Origin of the sequence: Pacificoceanicola algae, assembly GCF_049341065.1 — a bacterium.
GTDB lineage: Bacteria > Pseudomonadota > Alphaproteobacteria > Rhodobacterales > Rhodobacteraceae > Pacificoceanicola.
In genome coordinates, this window is record NZ_JBMPIX010000001.1 from 323987 (window position 1) to 344167 (window position 20181).

Sequence of the window (20181 nt, forward strand, 5' to 3'; positions counted from 1 at the left end):
CGCGAGTCCTAGACAATGCGGGCATCAGGGGAAAGCCCTTCGTCCAGCGGCGCCATCAATTCACTGATCTGTTGGCGCAGCCAAAGGAGCGCGGGATTGCGGTCGGCGCGGCGATGCCAGACCATTGTGATCTCGGCCCGCGTGACGGGCATCGGCGGCTGGTAAAGATCCAGCCCGAACATCTCTGCCTTTTCCAGCGCCAATTGCTTTGGGATCAGGGCGATCAGATCGCTTTGCGCCACTGCTGTATAGACCCCGGAAAAGACCGGCATGGTCATCATGATCCGCCGGGCGCGGCCGACCTGCGCCAAAGCCTTGTCGCCCATCGCGGTCAGGTTGCCTTCGGGCGAAAACAGGACATGGCCAAGATCGCAGAACAAATCGATCGGGATGACATCGCCGGGCAAGATGCGGCACAGGCGCGGATGACCCTTGCGGGCAATGGTGACAAAGCTCGAATGGAAAAGCGATTCCTGCAAAATCCAGTCGGGCACTGGCATGCGCGGGATCAGGGCCAGATCGGCCTGATGGCGGTCAATGATCGCCGCATAGCTGTCGGGCACAAGGTCCACCATTTGCACGACAATGCCCGGAGCCAGCCGCAGCATCCGTTCGGCCAGTTTGGGCATCAGCAGATCGGCAAAGAAATCGCTGCCGGATATCTTGAAGCTGGCGGTGGTGCGCATCGGATCGAAAACCTGCGGGCCAGACAACAGCGCCTGGGTTTCATCCAACAGCTTGCGCAGTGGGTCGCGCAGGCTGCGGGCAAAATCGGTGGGCACCATGCGCCGCCCCTGCCGGACAAACAGTGGATCGTCCAGCGCTTGGCGCAGACGCCCCAAGGCCGCCGAGACCGCAGGTTGCGACAAGCCGATCCTGTCCCCGGACTCGGTGGTCGAACCGGTTTCCAAAAGCGCATCGAGAACGCGCAGCAGATTCAGGTCGAAGGATGCAAAATTCATAAGACAAATAGTTAACATACAAACAATCGATTTCCGATATGAATTTTCCTTTGCCATGATCGGCACTGCGGCGCCATCGCGCTGCACCCCGCACAGACCGAACAGGCCCCGGCGCAGACAGTGGTTTTGCGCCTGCGGGGAAGGTTTGGCCGATCAGGAGGAGCATCATGAAGGAACACATATTGGGCGAGGGCGCCTTTGACTGGCTTGGTGTCCAGTACCGCCCCTTGCTTGGCGCGTCAGACAGCGGTGGCGCCTTGTCGATCACCGACAGTGTCAGCCCGCCGATGAGCGGCCCGCCAAGGCACATACACCACGACGCGGACGAAAGCTTTGTCGTGCTCAGCGGCGAAGCGACGTTCTGGCTGGAGGGCGAGAGCTTTGTGCGCGGTCCCGGCGAGGCCGCCTTTGTGCCACGCGGCAAGGAGCACAGTTTTCAGGTCTTTGGCCAGCAACCCTGTCGTCATCTGGTCATTCTGACCCCCTCTGGCTTCGAGGCCTTCTTTCAGGAGATGTCGCAGCACGGTTGCCGCATTCCCGAAGACATGGAGCAGATCACCGTAATCGCCAAGGCGCATGGGCTGGAATTCACCGGCCCGCCCTTGGGCGCAAAAGCGTAAGGAGCGCGCTATGAAAGGTATTTCTTTGGGTTTTCTGGGGCTTGGCATTCTTTGCGCCCTGATCGGGATGGGCTGGGGCATTGTGATGTCCGCAACGGCAGATCACACCCTGTCACCGGCCCATGCGCATTTGAACCTGCTGGGCTGGGTCAGCTATTCGATCTTTGCGTTCTATTATCACGCGGTGCCCGAAGCGGCGCAAAGCATGCTGGCCAAGGTTCATTTCGCGCTTGCTGTCAGCGGCGTGGTGGTGATCGTGCCGGGAATTGTCTGGGCGATCCAGCAAACCGGCGAGACGGCGGCCAAGATCGGCTCGGTGCTGACGATCCTGTCGATGGTGACCTTTGGCGTTGTGGTGCTGAAGACCGCCCGGCGCTGACACAGAAAAACGCCGCCCCGGACCGGGGCGGCGTTGTCGTTTTCAAATCCGGACGGGTTCAAGCGACGTCAAATTCCAGCGGCTTGATCTGCTTGAACAGACCGGTTTCCGCCAGCTTTGCACGGGCTTCGGCGGGCACGGGTTCATCGACATAGAGCAGGGCAATCGCCTCGCCGCGGGCGGCGGCACGACCAAGGGTAAAGTTGGCGATGTTCACGCCGTTGTCGCCCATTGTCTGACCCAGCGCACCAATGATGCCCGGCACGTCTTCGTTGGTGGTGTAGAGCATGTGGCGCCCGACCTCGGCGTCGATGTTGATGCCCTTGATCTGGATGAAGCGCGGCTTGCCATCGCTGAACACGGTGCCCGCGATCGAACGTTCGCGCCGCGGCGTGACCACGGTGACCTTGATGTAGCCTTCGAAGGCACCCGACTGTTCCTGATTGGTGGTCGAGACCTTGATGCCACGTTCCCGCGCAATCATCGGGGCCGAAACCATGTTCACATCGGGGTTGATGCTTTTCATGATGCCCGCGATCAGCGAGCAGTTCAGCGCCTCAAGGTTCAACTCGGCCGAGTAGCCATCATAGAGGATATTGATCGCCTTGATCGGCTCATCGTCGGTCATCTGGCCAATGAAGCTGCCCAGATGCTCGGCCAGCTTGATCCATGGCCCCATGACCTTGGCCTCTTCGGCGGTGACAGAGGGCATGTTGAGCGCGTTCTCGACAGCGCCGGTCAGCAGGTAGTTCGCCATCTGATCGGCGACCTGAAGCGCGACGTTTTCCTGTGCTTCGGTGGTCGAAGCGCCAAGGTGCGGGGTGCAGACCACGTTGGGCAGACCGAACAGCACGTTTTCCTTTGCGGGCTCTTCGGCAAAGACGTCAAAGGCTGCGCCCGCCACATGGCCGGATTTCAGCAGATCGGCCAGCGCCTCTTCGTCAACCAGACCGCCCCGGGCACAGTTGATGATCCGCACGCCCTTTTTGGTTTTCTCAAGGTTTTCGCGCGACAGGATGTTGCGGGTCTGATCGGTCAGCGGCACGTGCAGGGTGATGAAATCGGCACGCTTGAGCAGGGTCTCAAGATCGACCTTTTCGACCTGCATCTTCTCGGCCTTCTCGTCGGACAGGAAGGGGTCATAGGCGACGACCTTCATTTTCAGGCCGCGCGCGCGGTCGCAGACGATGCCACCGATGTTGCCCGCGCCGATGACGCCAAGGGTCTTGCCGGTCAGCTCGACCCCCATGAACTTGGACTTTTCCCACTTGCCCGCATGGGTGGAGGCCGATGCCTCGGGGATCTGGCGGGCAACGGCGAACATCATGGCGATGGCGTGCTCGGCGGTGGTGATCATGTTGCCGAAGGGCGTGTTCATGACGATCACGCCGTGCTTGGAGGCTGCTTCCTTGTCGACGTTGTCGGTGCCGATCCCGGCGCGACCCACAACCTTGAGGTTGGTGGCATGTTCAAGGATCGCCGGGGTCACCTTCGTGGCCGAACGGATGGCAAGGCCGTCGTATTTGCCGATCACCTCGGCCAGCTTGTCCTTGTCCTTTCCCAGATCGGGCATGAAATCGACGTCGATCCCGCGATCGCGAAAGATCTGAACGGCGGCGTCGGAAAGTTTGTCAGAGATGAGAACTTTGGGTGCGGTCATGTCGTGTTCCAGTGTGTTTGGGGCCGGCTTGCGACCGGGAAACAGGATTGAAGAGGTGGCAGGCCGCCCCGCATTTGGGGCAATCCCGGTTTTCGATGGGCCAGCGCGGTGACAGATGGCGCTGTCAGCGCAGCCAGCGGTGCATTTGCGGAAAGGTGGCAAACCCGTTGTCCGGTCCGTGCGGCGCGGCGGTCATATCGAACCAGGCCAGCAGCGGCGTGCCCGGTCCGGATCCGTCCGCAAACGCGGCGATCATCTCTTTGTTGCCGCCCTGATACCCGTCTGGGTGAAAGACAATTTCGGGCGGCAATCCCAGATGGGTAATCGCTGCATAGGACCAGGCCATGGCGGCCATTTCCTCACCTTTCGTCGGTTTGAGCTGGGGCTTTACGCGTCTTTCGGGATCGGCAACCGCGAAGTGACCCGCCTCGTGGAGAATGTCTCCGGGGTGTTTGAGGCGGGCGGCGTCGATCAGAAGAACGCCATCGCGAATGTCGAGGCCGGGCAGAAACGTATCGTCCCCAAGCTCCTGCGCCGATACGCCGATCCCAACGCTGCGGACAAACTCCACAAGGCGCGCTGTCAAAGGGTCGGCGAACATGCTCAGGCGGCTTCGGTCTGCTCTTCGAGAACGGCTTCGAAGGCCCACTTCAGCCAGAGCGTCAGCTTTTCGACGTCCGCCGCTTCGATGGTCGCACCGCACCAGACGCGCAGGCCCGCAGGGGCATCGCGATAGGCGCCGATATCATAGGCGGCGTTGTAGTCGTCCAGCTTTTTCGCTACGGCCTTGGCAAAGGCAGCGCCGTCCTTGATCCGGTCGTCCGTGAACTTGAGGCAAACCGAGGTGTTCGACCGCGTTGCCGGGTCCACAGCAAGGTTAGCGATCCAGTCGTTCCGGTCGCAGAAGTCCCAAAGCACCTTGGCGTTGGTATTGGCGCGTTCGATCAGCTTGGGCAGCCCGCCGATCGATTTGGCCCAGTCCAGCGCGACAAGGTAATCCTCTACCGCGAGCATGGACGGGGTGTTGATGGTTTCGCCCTTGAAGATGCCATCAATCAGTTTGCCGCCTTTGGTCATGCGGAAGATTTTCGGCAGGGGCCATGCGGGGGTGTAGGTTTCAAGCCGGTCCACGGCGCGGGGTGACAGCACGATCATGCCGTGGGCCGCTTCGCCGCCCATGACTTTCTGCCACGAGAAGGTGGTGACATCCAGCTTGTCCCAAGGCAGGTCCATCGCGAAAGCGGCCGAGGTGGCGTCGCAGATGGTCAGGCCAGCGCGATCCGCCGGGATGGCGTCGCCGTTCGGCATCCGCACACCCGAGGTGGTGCCGTTCCAGGTAAAGACAACGTCGGTGTCATAATCGATCGCGGCCATATCGACGATCTCGCCATAGCCCGCTTCGCGCACCTCGGCGTCGATTTTCAACTGCTTGACGACATCGGACACCCATCCGGCGCCGAAGCTTTCCCAAGCGACCATGGTCGCCTTGCGGGCGCCCAGCAGGGACCACATGGCCATTTCAACCGCGCCGGTGTCCGAGGCGGGAACGATGCCGATCTTGTAGTCTGCGGGAATGCCGAGAATGTCGCGCGTCTCTTCGATCGCGGCTTTCAGCTTGGCCTTGCCAACGGCTGCGCGGTGCGATCGCCCAAGGGGGGCATCGGCCAGTTTGCTCAGCTCGAATGTGGGGATTTTGGCGCAGGGGCCCGAGGAAAAACGCGGATTTTCCGGCCGCGATGCCGGGTGCTTAGTCGTCATATCTGCTAACCTTCCAGATAGATGCCCTTCGTTGGGGAAGGGTGTCCCACCGCCGGACTTATGGGAGTCGCTGTGCCGCGGCAAGTCGGAAACTGCACCCAAATCGCCGCAATCGTACAAATCCGCGCGCAATACTGCGCCGATCGGAAACTTCGTGAACGGCGATCTTGCGGCGGGTCCATGCAAGCCCCTTGATTTTAAGGGGCGTTGGCGCAAGTCTGATTGCATGAACAGTTTCACGCCCTTTCCGGGATCACCGACACCTGAGCAGGGCGTCATGTTCCATCGCACGGAACTGAACGTCATCCTGTCGCTTTATGGACGTATGGTCGCCGCTGGGGAATGGCGGGACTACGGCATATCCACGCTGCGCGATGTGGCGGTGTTTTCGGTCTTTCGCCGCACCGCCGAAAACCCTTTGTACAAGATCGAAAAACGCCCCAAGCTGCGCAACCGGCAAGGGGAATATGCCGTGATCGGCATGGACGGGCAGGTGCTCAAGCGCGGCCACGATCTGCGCACGGTCCTGCGGGTGCTCGAGCGCAAGCTGATCCGCTCGGTTGACTGACATTTTGCCTGATCGCGAAGAACCAAGGCACTTTGGTTGACGATCAAAGGCGCTACTTCCGTGCCTGCCAATCTTCCAGTCGTTTGCCGGGCTCATCGACGAACAGCCCGGGCAAAGGGCTGAGTCGTTCGATCTGCTCCAGCGGAAACCGCTGAAAATCGCCCAAGGCTTCGTCCCAGCAGACGCAGGTCCAGACACGCCCCCAGTAATCCAGATGTAGCGGCCGGATATCATGCGGCGTGCCCGCCAGAATGACGCGCAGCTTTTGCCGCGCTCGGATCGCCGCGCGGATCGCGGGCATGTGGGCAAAGCCGCGCGCGGCTTCGGCAAAGGCGTCGGTGGCGAACCCAAATGGCGCAACGGGGCCACCGGTATCCTCGGGCAAGACCGCCTCGATCTTGGTCGCAAGGCTGCGCGCCGCCTGTGCATGTTCCTCCAGGTCCGAGGCTCCAAGCGCCGCCAAAGCGATGTGCAAGGCGTCCAGTTCGGCCTCGGTCAGGTTCAGGGGCGGCAGGGTCACGGCGGCAAGCGCGGTATAGCCATAGCCCCGCGCGCCCTCGACCGGCACACCCGAGGCGGCCAGAACCTCCATGTCGCGGTAGATCGTGCGCACCGATACCCCAAGGTCCTGCGCCATCGCTTCGGCGGTGTGCAATTGCCCGTCGCGCAGGCGCTCCATCAGGGCATAAAGACGGGTTTTGCGACTCATGGCTGGCTCCTCATCGACTCACATACTGACAAAATCCTGACAACTGACAAGATCATGACAAAACTTGACGGGATCTGCGGCGCTTTGGTGCTTTTCGTGGGATGAATTAGGCCTTAGATACCCGTGATGATTTTCAAGCGGGCAGGGGATGCCTGCTGACAAAGGAGATGAGCCATGCTCAACAACATCGGCCTTCCGGGCCTTCTGCTGATCGCTGTCGTTGTCCTCGTACTGTTTGGCCGGGGCAAGATTTCCAGCCTGATGGGCGAAGTCGGTAAAGGAATTACCGCGTTCAAAAAGGGCGTGGACGAGGGCAAGCAAGAACTTGAAGACGCGAAGGCAGAAGACGCGCTTGACGTCACCCCCGCGGAAGAAAAAGAAAAAGACAAGGCGTAACGGGCCATGTTTGATCTCGGCTGGACCGAGCTTTTGGTCATCGGAGTCGTGGCGCTGATTGTTGTCGGCCCCAAGGACCTGCCGGTGCTGTTCCGCAATGTCGGACGCTTCATGGGCAAAGCGCGTGGAATGGCGCGCGAGTTCACCAAAGCGATGAACGATGCTGCGGATGATTCCGGCGTGCGCGACATGGCCAAGACTTTCAAGTCGGCCACGAACCCTGTGGGCAGCGCCATGGACGGGGTCAAGGATGCGGCCAAATCCATGACCGATCTGAATCCAGACAGCGAAACGGGCAAGCTGGCCAAGGAACGCGACGACGCCCGCAAGAAGATCGAGGCCAACGCCGCCCGCATGGCTGCCGAGCGCAAAAAGCGCGAGGCCGAAGATGCCTTGAAGAAGGCTGATGAGCTTGAGAAATCTCTGGCAGACGACGCCGCTCCGGCCCCGGACGCCGACAAGGGGGACGCATGAGCAGCGCCGAAGACGACATCGAGGACAGCTCGGCCCCGCTGATCGAGCATCTGGCAGAGCTTCGCACGCGGCTTATTCGCTGCGTGTTGGCCTTTGTGGTGGGCATGGTTCTGGCCTTCACCGTGGCCGAACCGATCTTGCAATTCCTGCTGGGCCCGATCGAGGAAACCCTGCGCAGCCTTGGCGACCCCTCGCCGACAATGCAGTATACCTCGCCGCAGGAATACCTGTTCACACTGTTCAGGATCTCGATGGTCTTCGGCTTTGCCCTGTCCTTTCCGGTGATCTCCTACCAGCTTTGGCGCTTTGTGGCGCCGGGGCTATACAAGTCCGAGAAGGGCGCCTTTCTGCCCTTCATGATCGCCTCACCTTTCATGTTCCTGCTGGGCGCATCCTTTGCGCATTTCATTGTCACACCGCTGGCCATGGCCTTTTTCCTTGGGTTTGCCGATGTCTCGTCGATCTTTGCGAACCTGCTTACGGCGGCCGGGGATGCCACGGGGGCCGGGCTTCCGGTTGATGCGGCGGTGGTGCCTGAAACCACCGAAGGCGTGCGCATTACCTTCTTTGGCAAGGTCAACGAAAGCCTTGATATCACGCTGAAATTCATCATCGCCTTTGGGCTTTGCTTCCAGCTGCCGGTGCTGCTGACACTGATGGGCAAAGCCGGTCTGGTCAGTTCGGCCGGGCTGGCGGCGGTGCGCAAATATGCGATGGTCGGGATCTTGTTGCTGGCCGCAATCGTCACGCCGCCGGATGTCACGACACAGCTCATTCTTTTCACCGTTGTCTACGGTCTTTACGAAATCTCTATCTTCCTCGTGCGATTGGTCGAACGGAAGCGGGAAAAAGACCTGCGTGCGCAGGGCCTCTGGTTCGAAGACGATGAAGAGGAAGATCCGCTGATGGCCGAGTTTGACGAGGACGACAAAAAGTGAGCGACCCTATGGAACGGATCGCGGCGGCGCTTGAGAGGATCTCTCCGCCGCCGCTGAAGGCCCCGGATTTCGCGAAGGCCGAGGCGTTTGTCTGGCATGTAGAACCCGATCGCCTTGTCCCCGTGGCCGAGGTGAACCGGGTCGAGCTGGCACTTCTGGTCGGGGTGGAACGTTCGCGCGAGACGCTTTTGACCAACACGCGGCAATTCGCGCGCGGTCTGCCGGCCAACAACGCCCTGCTTTGGGGCGCACGCGGAACCGGCAAGTCCAGCCTTGTGAAGGCGGTCCACGGCACCGTTTCCGAGGAAGGTCATGATCTCAAGCTGATCGAGATCCAGCGCGAGGATTTGTCGTCAGTCTCGCGGTTGCTGAACTTGCTGCGCGGTGCGCCGCAACGGTTTATCCTGTTCTGCGACGACCTGTCCTTCAGCCACGATGACGAGCACTACAAAAGCCTCAAGGCGGTGCTGGATGGCGGTGTCGAAGGGCGTCCGGAGAACGTGGTGTTTTACGCCACGTCGAACCGCCGACACCTGATGCCGCGCGACATGATCGAGAACGAGCGCTCGACCTCGATCAACCCATCTGAGGCGGTGGAAGAGAAGGTCTCTCTCTCGGATCGTTTCGGGCTGTGGTTGGGGTTCCATCCCTGCTCGCAGGACGAATACCTTGCGATGATCCGCGGCTATTGCACCGCCTATGGTGTCACGGTCGATGCCGAGGAAATGCAGGCCGAAGCCATCGAATGGCAGGCCACGCGCGGCGCGCGGTCAGGCCGGGTGGCATGGCAGTTCTTCACGGATCTGGCTGGTCGCAAGGGCGTCAGCCTGAATTAGACGCAACGCTTCAGTTTGAATAGTTTCGGACCGGCTGCGCCGATGCAAGGCTGGCTGGGGGCGCTGCCCCCAGACCCCCGAGGTATTTTCGGCCCAAAGAAACCGGGGCGTGAACCTGTCTTTTGCTATTGCAGGTAGGCCATTGGATCGGTGCTTTCAAAGCCCTTGCGCACTTCGAAGTGCAGGAAGGACGGATCGCCTGCGCGCACCTTGCCCACGACCTGACCCTTGCTGACCGCATCGCCCTTTTTCACAGTGATATTGTCAAGGTGCGTGTAGACCGTGATCACGTCGTCGGGGTGACGGATCAGCAGAAACTTGACGCCTTCCGCTGTTGTGCTGATCGAGGCGACCTGTCCCGAGGCCGCCGCCTTCACCGAAGTTCCGGGGCTGGCGGAAATGTCGATGCCTTCGTTACGGCCCTTTGAGTAATCGCGGATGATGCTTCCCGCGACCGGCATGACCATCGCGGCGTTCGAGGCGGGTTTGCTTTGTGATTGGCCTATATCGGCGACCGGCTGTTTTGGCGGCTCTGGTTTGACGGCGGTCGCAGCGCCGGCGGCTGCGCCTGCGGGCGGCAAGGTTTCGGCCGGAAGGGGCTTCGACGCCGACGGCGGCTGCGGTGTCGGAGAAACGGCACCCGGTTGCGTCACCGCGGCGGCTGCGACCTGCGGCTTGGCGTCCCGGTTGACGGGGATCAGCAGGAACTGTCCTTCGCGTACCGAGAACTGTTGATCCAGCCCGTTCCACTCAGCCAGCGACCGCGGGGAAACATTGTAAAGCCGCGCGATGGTGAAGGCGGTCTCGCCGCGCTCGACCTTGTGACGCACGGGTTCGACCCCGGCGGTTGTGCCCGCAGGTTTGGGGCTGGTCGAGGCGGAGCGTTCGATCGCGTTGCCTGCCAGTGTGGCGACATCGACCTGCGCCGCAGGGCGGATCGGGCCGGTGGTTGTAGCGCCGGTGGCTGGAGAGGGTTCGGCGACGCGGCGGGGCAGGGCGATGATCTCGCCCCGGCGCAGCGGGTCGGTGGTCTTGACGCCGTTGTAGCGCGCAAGTTCATCCGCAGGCAAGCCAACGCGCGCGGCCACATCGGCGACCGTGTCACCCCGGCGCGCGACAACGACCTGGTAATTCGGATAGGACAGCACCCCGCGATCGTCAGGCTGGGGCCGGTTCGCCACCGAGGCGTTTTGTGCCGCACTCGAGGTATCGAAATCGCTGCCGATCCTGCCCCTCAGGTCCAGATCGATCGGCTGCGAGCAGGCGCCAAGCAAGGCGCCCAGGGCTAAAGCCGAGGTGATACGGGGAAAGCGTGTAATCGTCATCTCGATGTCCTCACAGCGCACCCCTTGTTGATCGGGGCATTGAATTGTGTCGGTCGGGCCAGTCCTTGCCTAGTCCTTGCCCAACCCTTCGACCAGCGGGACAAACCGCACCGGGCGCAGCTCTTCATAGTCAAAGCCACCCTCGTGCCGCGTCACGCGGATCAGCCGCTGAACAGTGTCGGACTGTCCAACGGGCACGATCATGATACCGCCAATCTTGAGCTGGGCCAAGAGCGGCCCGGGCGGGTCTTCTGCGGCGGCTGTGACTAAAATCCGGTCAAACGGTGCCTGATCGGGCAATCCGTGTGATCCGTCAGCGGTAAAGGCGGTGATATTGGTGATCCCCTGCCGGTCAAATATCTCGCGCGCGGCCTGCACCAGCCGTTTGTGTCGGTCCACGGTATAGACGCGCCGCGCCAGTTGCGCGAGGATCGCCGCCTGATAGCCCGAGCCGGTGCCGACCTCGAGAACCTTGTCGCGCGGGCCGATCTGCAAGGCCTGCGTCATCACCCCAACCACTGAGGGTTGCGAGATGGTCTGCCCGCAGGCAATCGGCAGTGGCATGTCCTCATAGGCGCGGTCGGTGAAATATCCCTGAATGAAGGCGCCGCGATCAACACGTTCCATCGCTCCCAGCACGCTGCTGTCGGTCACGCCCTTGGAGCGCAGAGCAAAGACCAGCTGCATCTTGGCGTCGGCGTCAAAGCTCATTCGAAGGCGTCTTTCAGCGCGGCCAGCGTGTCGTGGGCGGTCAGGTCCGCGCGCATCGGCGTGACCGAGATATAGCCATCAAGATTGATTGCGGCATCGGTGCCCGCCGCTGTACTGATCCGCTGATTGCCGCCCCGCGCCCATAGGAAGCGCCGACCCGAGGGCGACTCGTGCGGCTCGACTGAGAAACAGGTGTTCTGCCGAATGCCCTGTGCGGCCAGCTTGACGCCCTTGACGGCCGCAGCGGGGACCGGGGGGAAGTTGACGTTCCAGAACAGCTTGTAGGGTTGGTCGTCGAGCGCGCCAGCGTTCAGGATCTTTCGCAGCGTCGCGGTGCCGTGGGTTGCGGCGCCCTCGAACGGGTTTTCCAGACCTTGGGTTTCCGGCCCAAGATACTGCGACAGCGCGACCGACGGGATGCCCTGCAAAGCGCCTTCCAGCGCGCCGCCCAACGTCCCGGAATAAAGCGCATTTTCCGCAGAGTTGTTGCCGCGATTGACACCCGAAAGGATCAGATCGGGCAGCGTTCCTTTGAGCACGTCATGCACACCGGCCAGCACACAGTCGGCCGGGCTGCCTTCGGCGGCGAAACGCCGCTCTCCCATTTGGGCGATCATCGTCGGATGGGTGTAGGATATGCAATGCGCCACGCCGGATTGCTCAAAGGCGGGGGCAACGATCCAGACCTCGCCATCAGGGCCAGCCAGATCAGTGGCGATCTGCTCCAGCACCTCGAGCCCGGGGGCGTTGATGCCGTCATCATTGGTAATCAGAATGCGCATGTGAGAGCCTGTCTTGCTTGAGACCTCAATAGGGGAAGGCCACGGGCGGGGCAAGCATCGCCAGCGTCAGAGGCCTTTGGCAGGTTTTGGGGGCTGTGGCAGGTTGCTTTTTGATCACCTGCCGCCCGATCAGGTCAGAGCGACAGTTCCGCCAAAAGCCGGGCCGCTTCGTCGCGGGGCGCGGCAAGGGGGCTGCGGTCTTCGCCCGGGAAAAATCGCGCGCGGGTGGCCGTGGCCAATGGTTTCGGCGCCAGAATGTGCACCTTGGGGCCGATGTTTTCCGTTTCGGCCTGCCAGCTGCGGGCAAGAGCGATCTGCGCTGTCTTGGTGGTGCCGTAGTGGCCAAAGAACTTTTGCCCACCGCGCGGGTCGTCGAAGAAAAGCGCCTGTCCTTCGCTGCCCAGAAGGGGCGCGACAAAGGGGATCATATGGCCCATGGCATCGACGTTGATCGACAGCGATTTCTGCCAGTCCTTCTGGTCCAGATGATGGGCCGGGGTCAGCGGGGCGGCGTGGATCGCCGTATGCGCCCACAGGGCGATGGGTCCCCAGCGATCAAAGATCGAGCGGCACAGGTGCGCCATGGCATCGCGGTTGCAGATGTCCATAGGTGCGAGGGTCGCTTCGCCGCCCTTGGCCTTGATGCGGTCGTCAAGATCCTCGAGACCGCCCACGGTGCGGGCGACGGCAATGATGTGGTACTCGGGCGCAAGCGCTTCTGCCAGGGCAAAGCCAAGGCCGCGTGACGCGCCGGTGATAAGGGCAAGCTTGGTCATGAGGGCGGTTTGCGGCGGATGCGCGGAAAGGTCAAGCGGGGTGCGTGTCGCAGGCTTGGGAAATCCGCGCGTTCATCCGGTTCAGGGCATATGAAGCCTGCGCGAATTCGACAGGACAATGGCATCGGCCGCGATGGCGATGACCTGCTGGTCTCCCAGGCTGCCACCGACAGTCAGGTTCATGATCCGGCCGGAGGGCAGCCGGATCAGCGCATGTGGCGCGTCTTCCTTGCCGAAAACGCCCAGAACGATGGGTTGGTTGGCGGGCAGGTCCACTTCGGTGGTGGCGATGTCCTGCACATTGGTTGGCGTGTCATCGGCTGAAGCGACGGATGCCTTGATGGACAGGCTTTTGGGCCGCGCCTGCGGACGAAGGGATTTGGCGAGCATGGTTGGGGTTCTCTTGGCAGCATTTTCACGTCGCTCTGAGTTTGCGGTCAGAGCGACTGTGTGCCAATACATACAATGCTGCAGGTGCGAAATAGGGGCGCCGATCGCTCGGCGCCCCTTTGCCTAATGATGCATTCCAAAGGCGGATTTCCGCAAGGTGCGGGTTATTCCGCCGCCTTCATCTGAAAACCCTTCTGGATCATATCCGCAGGTTCGACGGGATATTCCCCTGAAAAACAGGCGTCGCAATACTGAGGGCATTTTGAATCGCGGCCCTCAGCTTCGCCAACGGCGCGGTACAGGCCGTTGAGAGAGATGAATTTGAGGCTATCGACGCCAAGATGTTCACGCATCTCGTCTTCGGACATCGTCGCGGCCAGCAGCTTTTCGCGCTGCGGCGTGTCGACCCCGTAAAAGCAGGGCCAAGCCGTGGGCGGCGAGGCGATGCGAAAGTGCACCTCTTTGGCGCCGGCATCGAGGATCATTTCCTTGATCTTGCGCGAGGTCGTACCGCGCACCACCGAGTCGTCGACCAGGATCACCTTCTTGCCGCGGATCAGGGCGCGGTTGACGTTCAGTTTCAGGCGCACACCCATATTGCGAATCTGTTCCGTCGGCTCGATGAAGGTCCGGCCCATGTATTGGTTGCGGATGATGCCCATCGCATAGGGAATGCCGCTTTCCTGGCTATAGCCAATCGCAGCCGGAGTGCCGCTGTCCGGCACTGGACAGACCAGATCCGCCTCGACCGGGGCTTCACGCGCCAGCTCCACACCAATCTGGCGCCTGGTCTCATAGACCGAGCGACCACCGATGATGCTGTCGGGACGCGAAAAATAAACATGTTCAAAGATACAAAAGCGCGACGGGCGCGGACGGAAGGGGCGTACGCTTTCGACGCCGTCCTCGGCGGTGATGACGACCATCTCGCCGGGCTCGATCTCGCGGACGAATTCAGCCCCGATAATGTCCAGTGCGCAGGTTTCCGACGACAGTGCCCAGCCATCGCCGATCTTGCCCAACACCAGCGGGCGCACGCCCAACGGGTCGCGCACGCCGATCAGCTTGGTCCGGGTCATGGCGACGACGGAGAAGGCACCCTCGACGCGGCGCAAGGCGTCTTCCATCCGCTCGGGGATGTTGCGCTGAAGCGAACGAGCCATCAGGTGGATGATACATTCCGAATCGGATGACGACTGGAAGATCGAGCCACGCTCGATCAGTTCCTTGCGCAGGGCATCGGCATTGGTGATGTTGCCGTTGTGGGCAATCGCCGCCCCGCCCATGGAAAATTCGCCGAAAAATGGCTGAACATCGCGGATCGCGGTTTGCCCCTTGGAGCCTGCGGTCGAATAGCGCACATGGCCGATGGCCACCGCTCCGGGCAGGGTTTCCATCAGCGATTGTTTGGTAAAATTGTCTCGGACATAACCAAAGCGGCGGGCCGAGTTGAATCCGTGATCCGGGTGATGCGCAACGATTCCCCCGGCTTCCTGTCCCCGGTGTTGCAAGGCATGCAGGCCAAGGGCGACGAAGTTGGCGGCGTCGGTGACGCCCACAACGCCGAAAACACCGCATTCTTCATGCAGTTTGTCGTCTGAAGAGCCGCCAATGACTGCGTCATAATCAAACGGATGGGCGGGGGGCATATGGCGGTCGGACAATGGTGGCTCCGAATCCTGACTGTGCGAGATGCCCCCCACATAATAGCTGTGAGGCCCAGTGTCACGAAACGATAACACTTTGTTCAAAATCGCTTCGGAAATCCAAAGCCTCCTGAAAGATTTTTGATCTACTCAGATCATTGAGTGAGCAGTGAGGGTGAAATGTTTCGTCGTAAACAGGCTTTTCAGGAAGGTCCTCAGAATTTTGGGGCGATCATGAAGATGATCGACACGACCATGTGTCGTGTCGAATTCAGCCCGGATGGGCAGATCAACTGGGCCAACAGCAATTTTCTGGCATTGACCGAATATTCTCTTGAGGAACTTCAAGGGCAGTCGCGGGAAATTCTTGGACTGAGCAAGGAGATCGCGGATGCCGATCAACCTTGGATGGATCTTGAAGAGGGGCAAAGTTTTTCCGGGCCGATCAAGCTGCGATCGAAATCCGGCAGCACGATCTGGCTCTCTGCCACCATAGCCCCGGTCTATGATGGCGAAGGGAAACTGGCGCGTTTCATGCAGATTTCCCGCAACATTACCGAGCGTTTCATTGCGTGGAACCTAATTCGCGATGCGCTTGAGGACTTGGGCAAGGGGCGTTTGGATACACGGCTGAATCTGCCGAAAATCGAAGGCTTCGATCATCTCGATTCGTCGTTCAATGTGGCGATGGAGGCGCTGGAGAACGCTTTCAAGCATACGTTGTCGACGCTCGACTATCTCAACGACGATGCGCGTGAGACGCTGCTCAGAACAGACAAGATCGCCAAGGATGCCCGGGTGCAGGCGCAGCGCTGCGAAGGCGCCAAGGCGGTTATGGATGTGGCGGATGAAGCCCTTGCCGAGATTGCCAAGGAAATTGGCGGCAACCTTGAACAAGTCTCTACCGGCGTCAGCATCGCGCAGGAAGGCACAATCGAAATGCAGAAGGCCTCGCAGGCGGCCCAGGCGATGCACGATCAGGCCGAAGCGATGATCGAGATCAACCGCTTGATCGACAGCGTATCGTTTCAGACGTCACTGTTGGCGTTGAACGCCGGGATCGAAGCCGCGCGGGCGGGATCGGCCGGGGCGGGCTTTTCGGTGGTTGCGGCTGAAATTCGCGGTTTGGCCGGGCGCGCTGCCGAAGCGTCGCGCGAGATTGCTGGCCGGATCGCAGGCTTGTCGGATCAGGTCAGCGATGTGGTCACCAGTGTGGATCGCGGAGACAAGCGTTTGCAGGAACTGGTGCGCTGTTTGGACGGGATTTCTGGCGGAATTGGTGGTGTGTCTTCAATCACCACGCGGCAGGCCGATGGTCTGAGCGAAGCCAAGACCGCCATGGACGATCTTGAACTCAGCCTGAGCGACTCGGCGGACCGGGTCGAAAATCAGGCGGTGCTGAGCCGAGAAGCGGCCAAGCGTCTGGGCGAGGTGACGATGGATATCCGCAAGATGGTTGGGCCGTTCACCCAGCGCGGGCAGGACAACAAAAAGGCGGGCTAGGCCAGCCCGCCCGCTTTCGCATTGTCGCCAAATATACCCCGTGTCAGGTGTCGCCGCCCGTAGCGGCGGCACAGACGCCCACCAACTGTTCATACTGGTTGGTGATCCAGCCAAGCGCCTGCTCGGGGTTTTGTTCTTCGATACGGCCGGTAAATCGCGAAAAAACCGCTGCCGAACGCGAATCGTCGATCATTGGAATGTCCTGCGCGGTGATCACCGTCTCATAGACGAAAAAGCCGATGGCGACCAAAAGCACACCGCGCGCCACGCCAAAGAAGAACCCAAGCGCTTGATCCAGCCCGCCAAGGGCGGATCGCTGGATCAGCGACGAAAACAGCGGCGTGAAGAGCGAAGTTATGACAAGCGCCACAGTAAACACGGCGGCAAATGCGGCAATGATCGACAATTCGCAGCTGTCTGTCAGGAAATCGCCGACAACGGGCACTTCCTTGACCAGCGGTTGCACCTGCGGTGCGAACATGAAGGCCAGTATGGCCGCAACAACCCAACCCGCGATGGCCATCGCTTCGCGCACCAAACCGCGCGAATAGGCCAACAAGGCCGACAGAACGATGATGACGGCCACTGCGCCGTCTACAATCGTGAAACCTTCCATCCGTTCTGCCCGTCCTTCTTTCTTTGTCGTTCGTTATCTCAGTTCAAACGCCTTAACCGGCGCCAAAGATCTCGCCCACAAACGAAGCAAGATCGCCCATTCGGGTCAGCTTCATCGCTTTGTTCGAGGCCGCTTTACCGCCAACAGGCAGGATTGCGGTGGAGAAACCAAGTTTTTGCGCTTCTTTCAACCGATTTTCGGTCTGCCCGACCGGTCTTAGCGCCCCTGATAGGCTGATTTCTCCGAAAACGACAGTCTCGGCGGGCAGGGCGGTGTCCTCGCGGGCAGAAAGTAGCGCAGCCGCCACAGCCAGATCGGCCGCCGGTTCGTTGATTTTCATGCCGCCGGCCACGTTCAGGTAAACATCGAGCCCGGCAAAGGGGATGCCGCAGCGCGATTCGAGCACCGCGAGAATCATCGCAAGGCGCGAGCCGTCCCAGCCCACGACTGACCGGCGCGGTTGCGAATGCGGCGAGGGGGCGACCAGCGCCTGAAGTTCAACCAGCACGGGGCGCGTGCCCTCGATGCCGGAAAACACCACCGAGCCGGGGGCCGGTTGCCCGCGTTCAGACAGGAACAGCGCCGATGGGTTGTGCACCTGCGCCAGCCCGCCGCCGGTCATTTCAAAAACGCCGATTTCGTCGGCCGGACCAAAGCGGTTCTTGACGCTGCGCAGAATGCGGAACTGGTGCCCACGCTCGCCCTCGAAATAAAGCACCGTGTCGACCATATGTTCGACCACGCGCGGCCCGGCGATCTGGCCGTCCTTGGTGACATGGCCCACCATGATCACCGCGCTGCCCCGCTTCTTGGCAAAACTGGTCAGCTCATGCGCTGCGGCGCGGACTTGAGACACCGAGCCGGGCGCGCTGCCGACATTGTCGGCCCACATGGTCTGTATCGAATCGACGATGGCAAGATCCGGGCGTTCCTGATCCAATGTCGTCAGGATGTCGCGCAGGTTCGTTTCAGCGGCCAGTTTGACCTGAGCGTTCCCGAGCCCAAGACGCTGCGCCCGCAGCCGCACCTGCGCGCTGGCCTCTTCGCCCGAAACATAGATGACCTTGAGGCCGGCATTGGCAAAGGCCGCCGCGGCCTGCAACAGCAGGGTCGATTTGCCGATGCCCGGGTCGCCGCCCACCAGAACCGCGCTGGCAGGCACCAGCCCGCCGCCCAGAACGCGGTCCAATTCGCCAAGCGCCGATGCGGTGCGCGGCGGAGGCGCCTCAGTAGAATCGAGATCCGTCAGCTTGACAGCACGCCCCCGGCCCACCAGCGCCTGCTTGGCGGGGCCTTCGGACAGCGGCTTTTCTTCTTGAATGGAGTTCCATTCGCCGCAGCCATCGCAGCGGCCCGACCACTTGGAAAAGGCCGCTCCGCAGGTCTGGCAGACGAAATTGAGAGTTGGTTTGGCCATGAAACGTCCGGATCGCAAAGGGGGGCGGGGGCCTTATGCCCCATTCTTGCACGCGCGCCAATGCCGCGCGGTTCGGCCACGCGGTTTTCCTGAACTGCGAAGCCCTATGCCTCTCCGCAAGTCGTTGGTGCAGGGGGCTGTGAACCTTTTTTGCTCTCGAGCACACCCAGCAGAATTGATCCAAGGATACAGGCGGTAAACAGGTAAAGGCCCCAGGCCGTTTCGACCCGGCCAACGCCCAGCCCTTTTGAGACTGTGATATAGACGGCGATCAGAAAGACATCCGCCATGGCAAATTTGCCCAGCACATTCACCACTGGAATGGCGCGCCGGTCCAGCAGGTCAAATTGTATCAGCGCAAGTCCCAGCGTCTTCAGCATCGGCGCAAAAAGCGCGAAGATCGTGACCAGAAGAGCAAGAAAAATATCCGAGTCCCAAAGGCTTTGCAGGCCTGAGATGACCGAGATTTCACTCAGTCCGAAGAGTGGCAGGAAACCCGCGCGCAGCAAGGGCGCGAACCAGGCGACGGGATAAAGGACAAAGAGCAAAAGGTTCAGCCAGCGGATCAAGACACCCACCACCACAGCACAAGAAGCGCCAGCAACATAAGCGCGTGCACCGCGTCGATCCAGCGCCAGCGCGCGCCCTTTGTGATGCCGCAGATCAAGAATACCGCCGATGGCACCAGTAATGCCGTGATGCCGCCGCCCTGCGCCATCATCTGCGCCGCCTTGGTGTAGAAGGGGCCAGAGGTCAGCCCCAGCGCCGGTGCAAAGCTTGTGGTGATCCCGCCAAGCGCCAGTAGCAATGTCACCAGCGCGGGCCAGCGGGCAAGGCCATTGCCAAGGATCACGCGCAAAAGGGCCAGCACCGCCAGAACTTCGAGGTAGACGAACTTTTTGACGAAGATAAAGCCCAGCAGGATCGGGTCCGGCTCGAACAGCGGTGTCATCTTACCGCCTCGATCGGCCCCTCGGCGCGGCCTGAGATGAACTGATCAAGGTAGGGGTCCCCCGAATTGTCCATTTGGCTGACCGGTCCGGTCCATTTTATCACCCCGTCGTGCAGCATGGCGACATTGTCGGCAATCGCGCGCACGCTGGACATGTCGTGGGTGATGGTCATGGCGGTGGCGCCCATTTCGACCACGATCTCGCGGATCAGGTCGTTGATGACGCCCGCCATGATCGGATCGAGGCCGGTTGTCGGTTCGTCGAAAAAGATGATCTCGGGCTCGGCGGCGATGGCGCGGGCAAGGCCGACACGTTTTTGCATGCCGCCCGACAGCTCGGCAGGATAAAGATCGGCGACCTCGGACTTCAGACCGACACGGCGCAGCTTTTCGATGGCGATCTCGCGCGCCTCGGCCTTGGGCCGCTTGAGTGATCCGCGCAACAGACGAAAGGCGACGTTCTGCCAGACGGGCAGGGAATCGAACAGGGCGCCGCCCTGAAACAGCATGCCGAAGCGGGCAAGAAAGGCGTCGCGGTCGGCTTTGGTGACGTCTTGTCCATCAAGGGTGATCATCCCTTCGTCATGGGTGACCAGCCCGAGGATGCATTTCAGCAGAACCGATTTTCCGGTGCCCGATCCGCCGATGATGACCATCGACGTGCCGCTGGCGATCGTCAGGTCAACGCCGCGCAATACGCGGTTTTCTCCAAAGGATTTCTCGACCTTGGACAGCTCGATCATTTCGGCGCCTTTCCGGGGAC

General features: G+C 61.1%; 24 protein-coding genes. 8 read left to right on the forward strand and 16 right to left on the reverse strand.

Annotation, left to right across the window (positions count from 1 at the left end; all coding sequences use genetic code 11):
- Nucleotides 1-8: 8 nt before the first annotated feature.
- A complete protein-coding gene (locus tag ACOYQJ_RS01535) occupies nt 9-962 on the reverse strand; it encodes a LysR family transcriptional regulator (RefSeq protein ID WP_422904231.1) in 954 nt (317 codons plus the stop codon).
- 167 nt (nt 963-1129) lie between these two features.
- On the opposite strand from ACOYQJ_RS01535, the gene ACOYQJ_RS01540 reads away from it, so the two are divergent.
- Together ACOYQJ_RS01540 and ACOYQJ_RS01545 are read left to right on the forward strand one after the other, a co-directional pair.
- On the forward strand, nt 1130-1582 hold the full coding sequence (locus tag ACOYQJ_RS01540) for a cupin domain-containing protein (RefSeq protein ID WP_422904232.1): 453 nt from the start codon (nt 1130-1132) through the stop codon (nt 1580-1582).
- Nucleotides 1583-1592: 10 nt separating this feature from the next.
- Nucleotides 1593-1961, forward strand: coding sequence for a hypothetical protein (locus ACOYQJ_RS01545; RefSeq protein ID WP_422904233.1), 369 nt, complete (start codon nt 1593-1595; stop codon nt 1959-1961).
- 58 nt (nt 1962-2019) lie between these two features.
- On the opposite strand, the gene serA is transcribed toward ACOYQJ_RS01545, so the two are convergent.
- The 3 genes from serA to ACOYQJ_RS01560 form a co-directional block, all read right to left on the reverse strand.
- Nucleotides 2020-3621: a phosphoglycerate dehydrogenase gene (gene serA, locus ACOYQJ_RS01550; RefSeq protein WP_422904234.1), complete on the reverse strand. Its 1602-nt coding sequence runs from the start codon at nt 3619-3621 to the stop codon at nt 2020-2022.
- Nucleotides 3622-3745: 124 nt separating this feature from the next.
- Complete coding sequence (locus ACOYQJ_RS01555; RefSeq protein WP_422904235.1) at nt 3746-4222, reverse strand: hypothetical protein; 477 nt, start codon at nt 4220-4222, stop codon at nt 3746-3748.
- Between the two features lie 2 nt (nt 4223-4224).
- Nucleotides 4225-5379 carry a phosphoserine transaminase gene (locus ACOYQJ_RS01560; RefSeq protein ID WP_422904236.1) on the reverse strand — a complete coding sequence of 385 codons (1155 nt, stop codon included), beginning with the start codon at nt 5377-5379 and terminating at the stop codon, nt 4225-4227.
- Nucleotides 5380-5605: 226 nt separating this feature from the next.
- Between ACOYQJ_RS01560 and ACOYQJ_RS01565 the strand changes: the two genes are divergently transcribed.
- Nucleotides 5606-5947: a DUF2794 domain-containing protein gene (locus ACOYQJ_RS01565; protein ID WP_422904237.1), complete on the forward strand. Its 342-nt coding sequence runs from the start codon at nt 5606-5608 to the stop codon at nt 5945-5947.
- 52 nt (nt 5948-5999) lie between these two features.
- Here the strand turns inward: ACOYQJ_RS01565 and ACOYQJ_RS01570 are convergent, their stop codons facing one another.
- On the reverse strand, nt 6000-6656 hold the full coding sequence (locus tag ACOYQJ_RS01570; RefSeq protein WP_422904238.1) for a helix-turn-helix transcriptional regulator: 657 nt from the start codon (nt 6654-6656) through the stop codon (nt 6000-6002).
- Between the two features lie 174 nt (nt 6657-6830).
- Here ACOYQJ_RS01570 and ACOYQJ_RS01575 point away from each other — a divergent pair, with 174 nt between their 5' ends.
- The 4 genes from ACOYQJ_RS01575 to ACOYQJ_RS01590 are packed head-to-tail and all read left to right on the forward strand — an operon-like array spanning nt 6831 to nt 9300.
- Nucleotides 6831-7052 carry a twin-arginine translocase TatA/TatE family subunit gene (locus ACOYQJ_RS01575; protein ID WP_422904239.1) on the forward strand — a complete coding sequence of 74 codons (222 nt, stop codon included), beginning with the start codon at nt 6831-6833 and terminating at the stop codon, nt 7050-7052.
- A 6-nt stretch (nt 7053-7058) separates the two neighbouring features.
- On the forward strand, nt 7059-7526 hold the full coding sequence (gene tatB / locus ACOYQJ_RS01580) for a Sec-independent protein translocase protein TatB (RefSeq protein ID WP_422904240.1): 468 nt from the start codon (nt 7059-7061) through the stop codon (nt 7524-7526).
- Nucleotides 7523-8464: a twin-arginine translocase subunit TatC gene (gene tatC, locus ACOYQJ_RS01585; RefSeq protein WP_422904241.1), complete on the forward strand. Its 942-nt coding sequence runs from the start codon at nt 7523-7525 to the stop codon at nt 8462-8464. The genes tatB and tatC overlap by 4 nt, the downstream gene beginning before the upstream one ends.
- Nucleotides 8461-9300: an ATP-binding protein gene (locus tag ACOYQJ_RS01590; RefSeq protein ID WP_422904242.1), complete on the forward strand. Its 840-nt coding sequence runs from the start codon at nt 8461-8463 to the stop codon at nt 9298-9300. The genes tatC and ACOYQJ_RS01590 overlap by 4 nt, the downstream gene beginning before the upstream one ends.
- 125 nt (nt 9301-9425) lie before the next feature.
- On the opposite strand, the gene ACOYQJ_RS01595 is transcribed toward ACOYQJ_RS01590, so the two are convergent.
- The 6 genes from ACOYQJ_RS01595 to purF all read right to left on the reverse strand — a co-directional run bounded on the left by ACOYQJ_RS01595 (nt 9426) and on the right by purF (nt 14933).
- The gene (locus ACOYQJ_RS01595; RefSeq protein WP_422904243.1) at nt 9426-10625 is read right to left on the reverse strand and encodes a peptidoglycan DD-metalloendopeptidase family protein; all 1200 of its coding nucleotides are present in this window, start codon (nt 10623-10625) and stop codon (nt 9426-9428) included.
- Between the two features lie 69 nt (nt 10626-10694).
- Complete coding sequence (locus ACOYQJ_RS01600) at nt 10695-11336, reverse strand: protein-L-isoaspartate(D-aspartate) O-methyltransferase (protein ID WP_422904244.1); 642 nt, start codon at nt 11334-11336, stop codon at nt 10695-10697.
- A complete protein-coding gene (surE, locus tag ACOYQJ_RS01605; protein ID WP_422904245.1) occupies nt 11333-12118 on the reverse strand; it encodes a 5'/3'-nucleotidase SurE in 786 nt (261 codons plus the stop codon). Before surE ends, ACOYQJ_RS01600 begins: the two co-directional genes overlap by 4 nt.
- A 134-nt stretch (nt 12119-12252) precedes the next feature.
- Nucleotides 12253-12894: an SDR family NAD(P)-dependent oxidoreductase gene (locus ACOYQJ_RS01610; protein ID WP_422904246.1), complete on the reverse strand. Its 642-nt coding sequence runs from the start codon at nt 12892-12894 to the stop codon at nt 12253-12255.
- A gap of 81 nt (nt 12895-12975) precedes the next feature.
- Nucleotides 12976-13284: an amidophosphoribosyltransferase gene (locus ACOYQJ_RS01615; protein WP_422904247.1), complete on the reverse strand. Its 309-nt coding sequence runs from the start codon at nt 13282-13284 to the stop codon at nt 12976-12978.
- A 164-nt stretch (nt 13285-13448) separates the two neighbouring features.
- Entirely contained in the window at nt 13449-14933 is a 1485-nt protein-coding gene (gene purF, locus ACOYQJ_RS01620; RefSeq protein WP_422904439.1) for an amidophosphoribosyltransferase, read from the reverse strand.
- A 177-nt stretch (nt 14934-15110) separates the two neighbouring features.
- On the opposite strand from purF, the gene ACOYQJ_RS01625 reads away from it, so the two are divergent.
- Entirely contained in the window at nt 15111-16433 is a 1323-nt protein-coding gene (locus ACOYQJ_RS01625) for a methyl-accepting chemotaxis protein (RefSeq protein ID WP_422904248.1), read from the forward strand.
- A 43-nt stretch (nt 16434-16476) separates the two neighbouring features.
- On the opposite strand, the gene ACOYQJ_RS01630 is transcribed toward ACOYQJ_RS01625, so the two are convergent.
- From ACOYQJ_RS01630 to ACOYQJ_RS01650, 5 genes are all read right to left on the reverse strand, one after another.
- Nucleotides 16477-17049, reverse strand: a complete 573-nt coding sequence (locus tag ACOYQJ_RS01630; RefSeq protein ID WP_422904249.1) for a CvpA family protein — start codon at nt 17047-17049, stop codon at nt 16477-16479.
- A gap of 52 nt (nt 17050-17101) precedes the next feature.
- A complete protein-coding gene (gene radA / locus ACOYQJ_RS01635; RefSeq protein WP_422904250.1) occupies nt 17102-18466 on the reverse strand; it encodes a DNA repair protein RadA in 1365 nt (454 codons plus the stop codon).
- 104 nt (nt 18467-18570) lie between these two features.
- The gene (locus ACOYQJ_RS01640) at nt 18571-19035 is read right to left on the reverse strand and encodes a paraquat-inducible protein A (protein ID WP_422904251.1); all 465 of its coding nucleotides are present in this window, start codon (nt 19033-19035) and stop codon (nt 18571-18573) included.
- Nucleotides 19032-19418 (reverse strand): hypothetical protein, encoded by a 387-nt coding sequence (locus ACOYQJ_RS01645; RefSeq protein WP_422904252.1) that lies wholly within the window; start codon nt 19416-19418, stop codon nt 19032-19034. The genes ACOYQJ_RS01640 and ACOYQJ_RS01645 overlap by 4 nt, the downstream gene beginning before the upstream one ends.
- Nucleotides 19415-20161 (reverse strand): ABC transporter ATP-binding protein, encoded by a 747-nt coding sequence (locus ACOYQJ_RS01650; RefSeq protein WP_422904253.1) that lies wholly within the window; start codon nt 20159-20161, stop codon nt 19415-19417. The genes ACOYQJ_RS01645 and ACOYQJ_RS01650 overlap by 4 nt, the downstream gene beginning before the upstream one ends.
- Nucleotides 20162-20181: the final 20 nt, after the last annotated feature.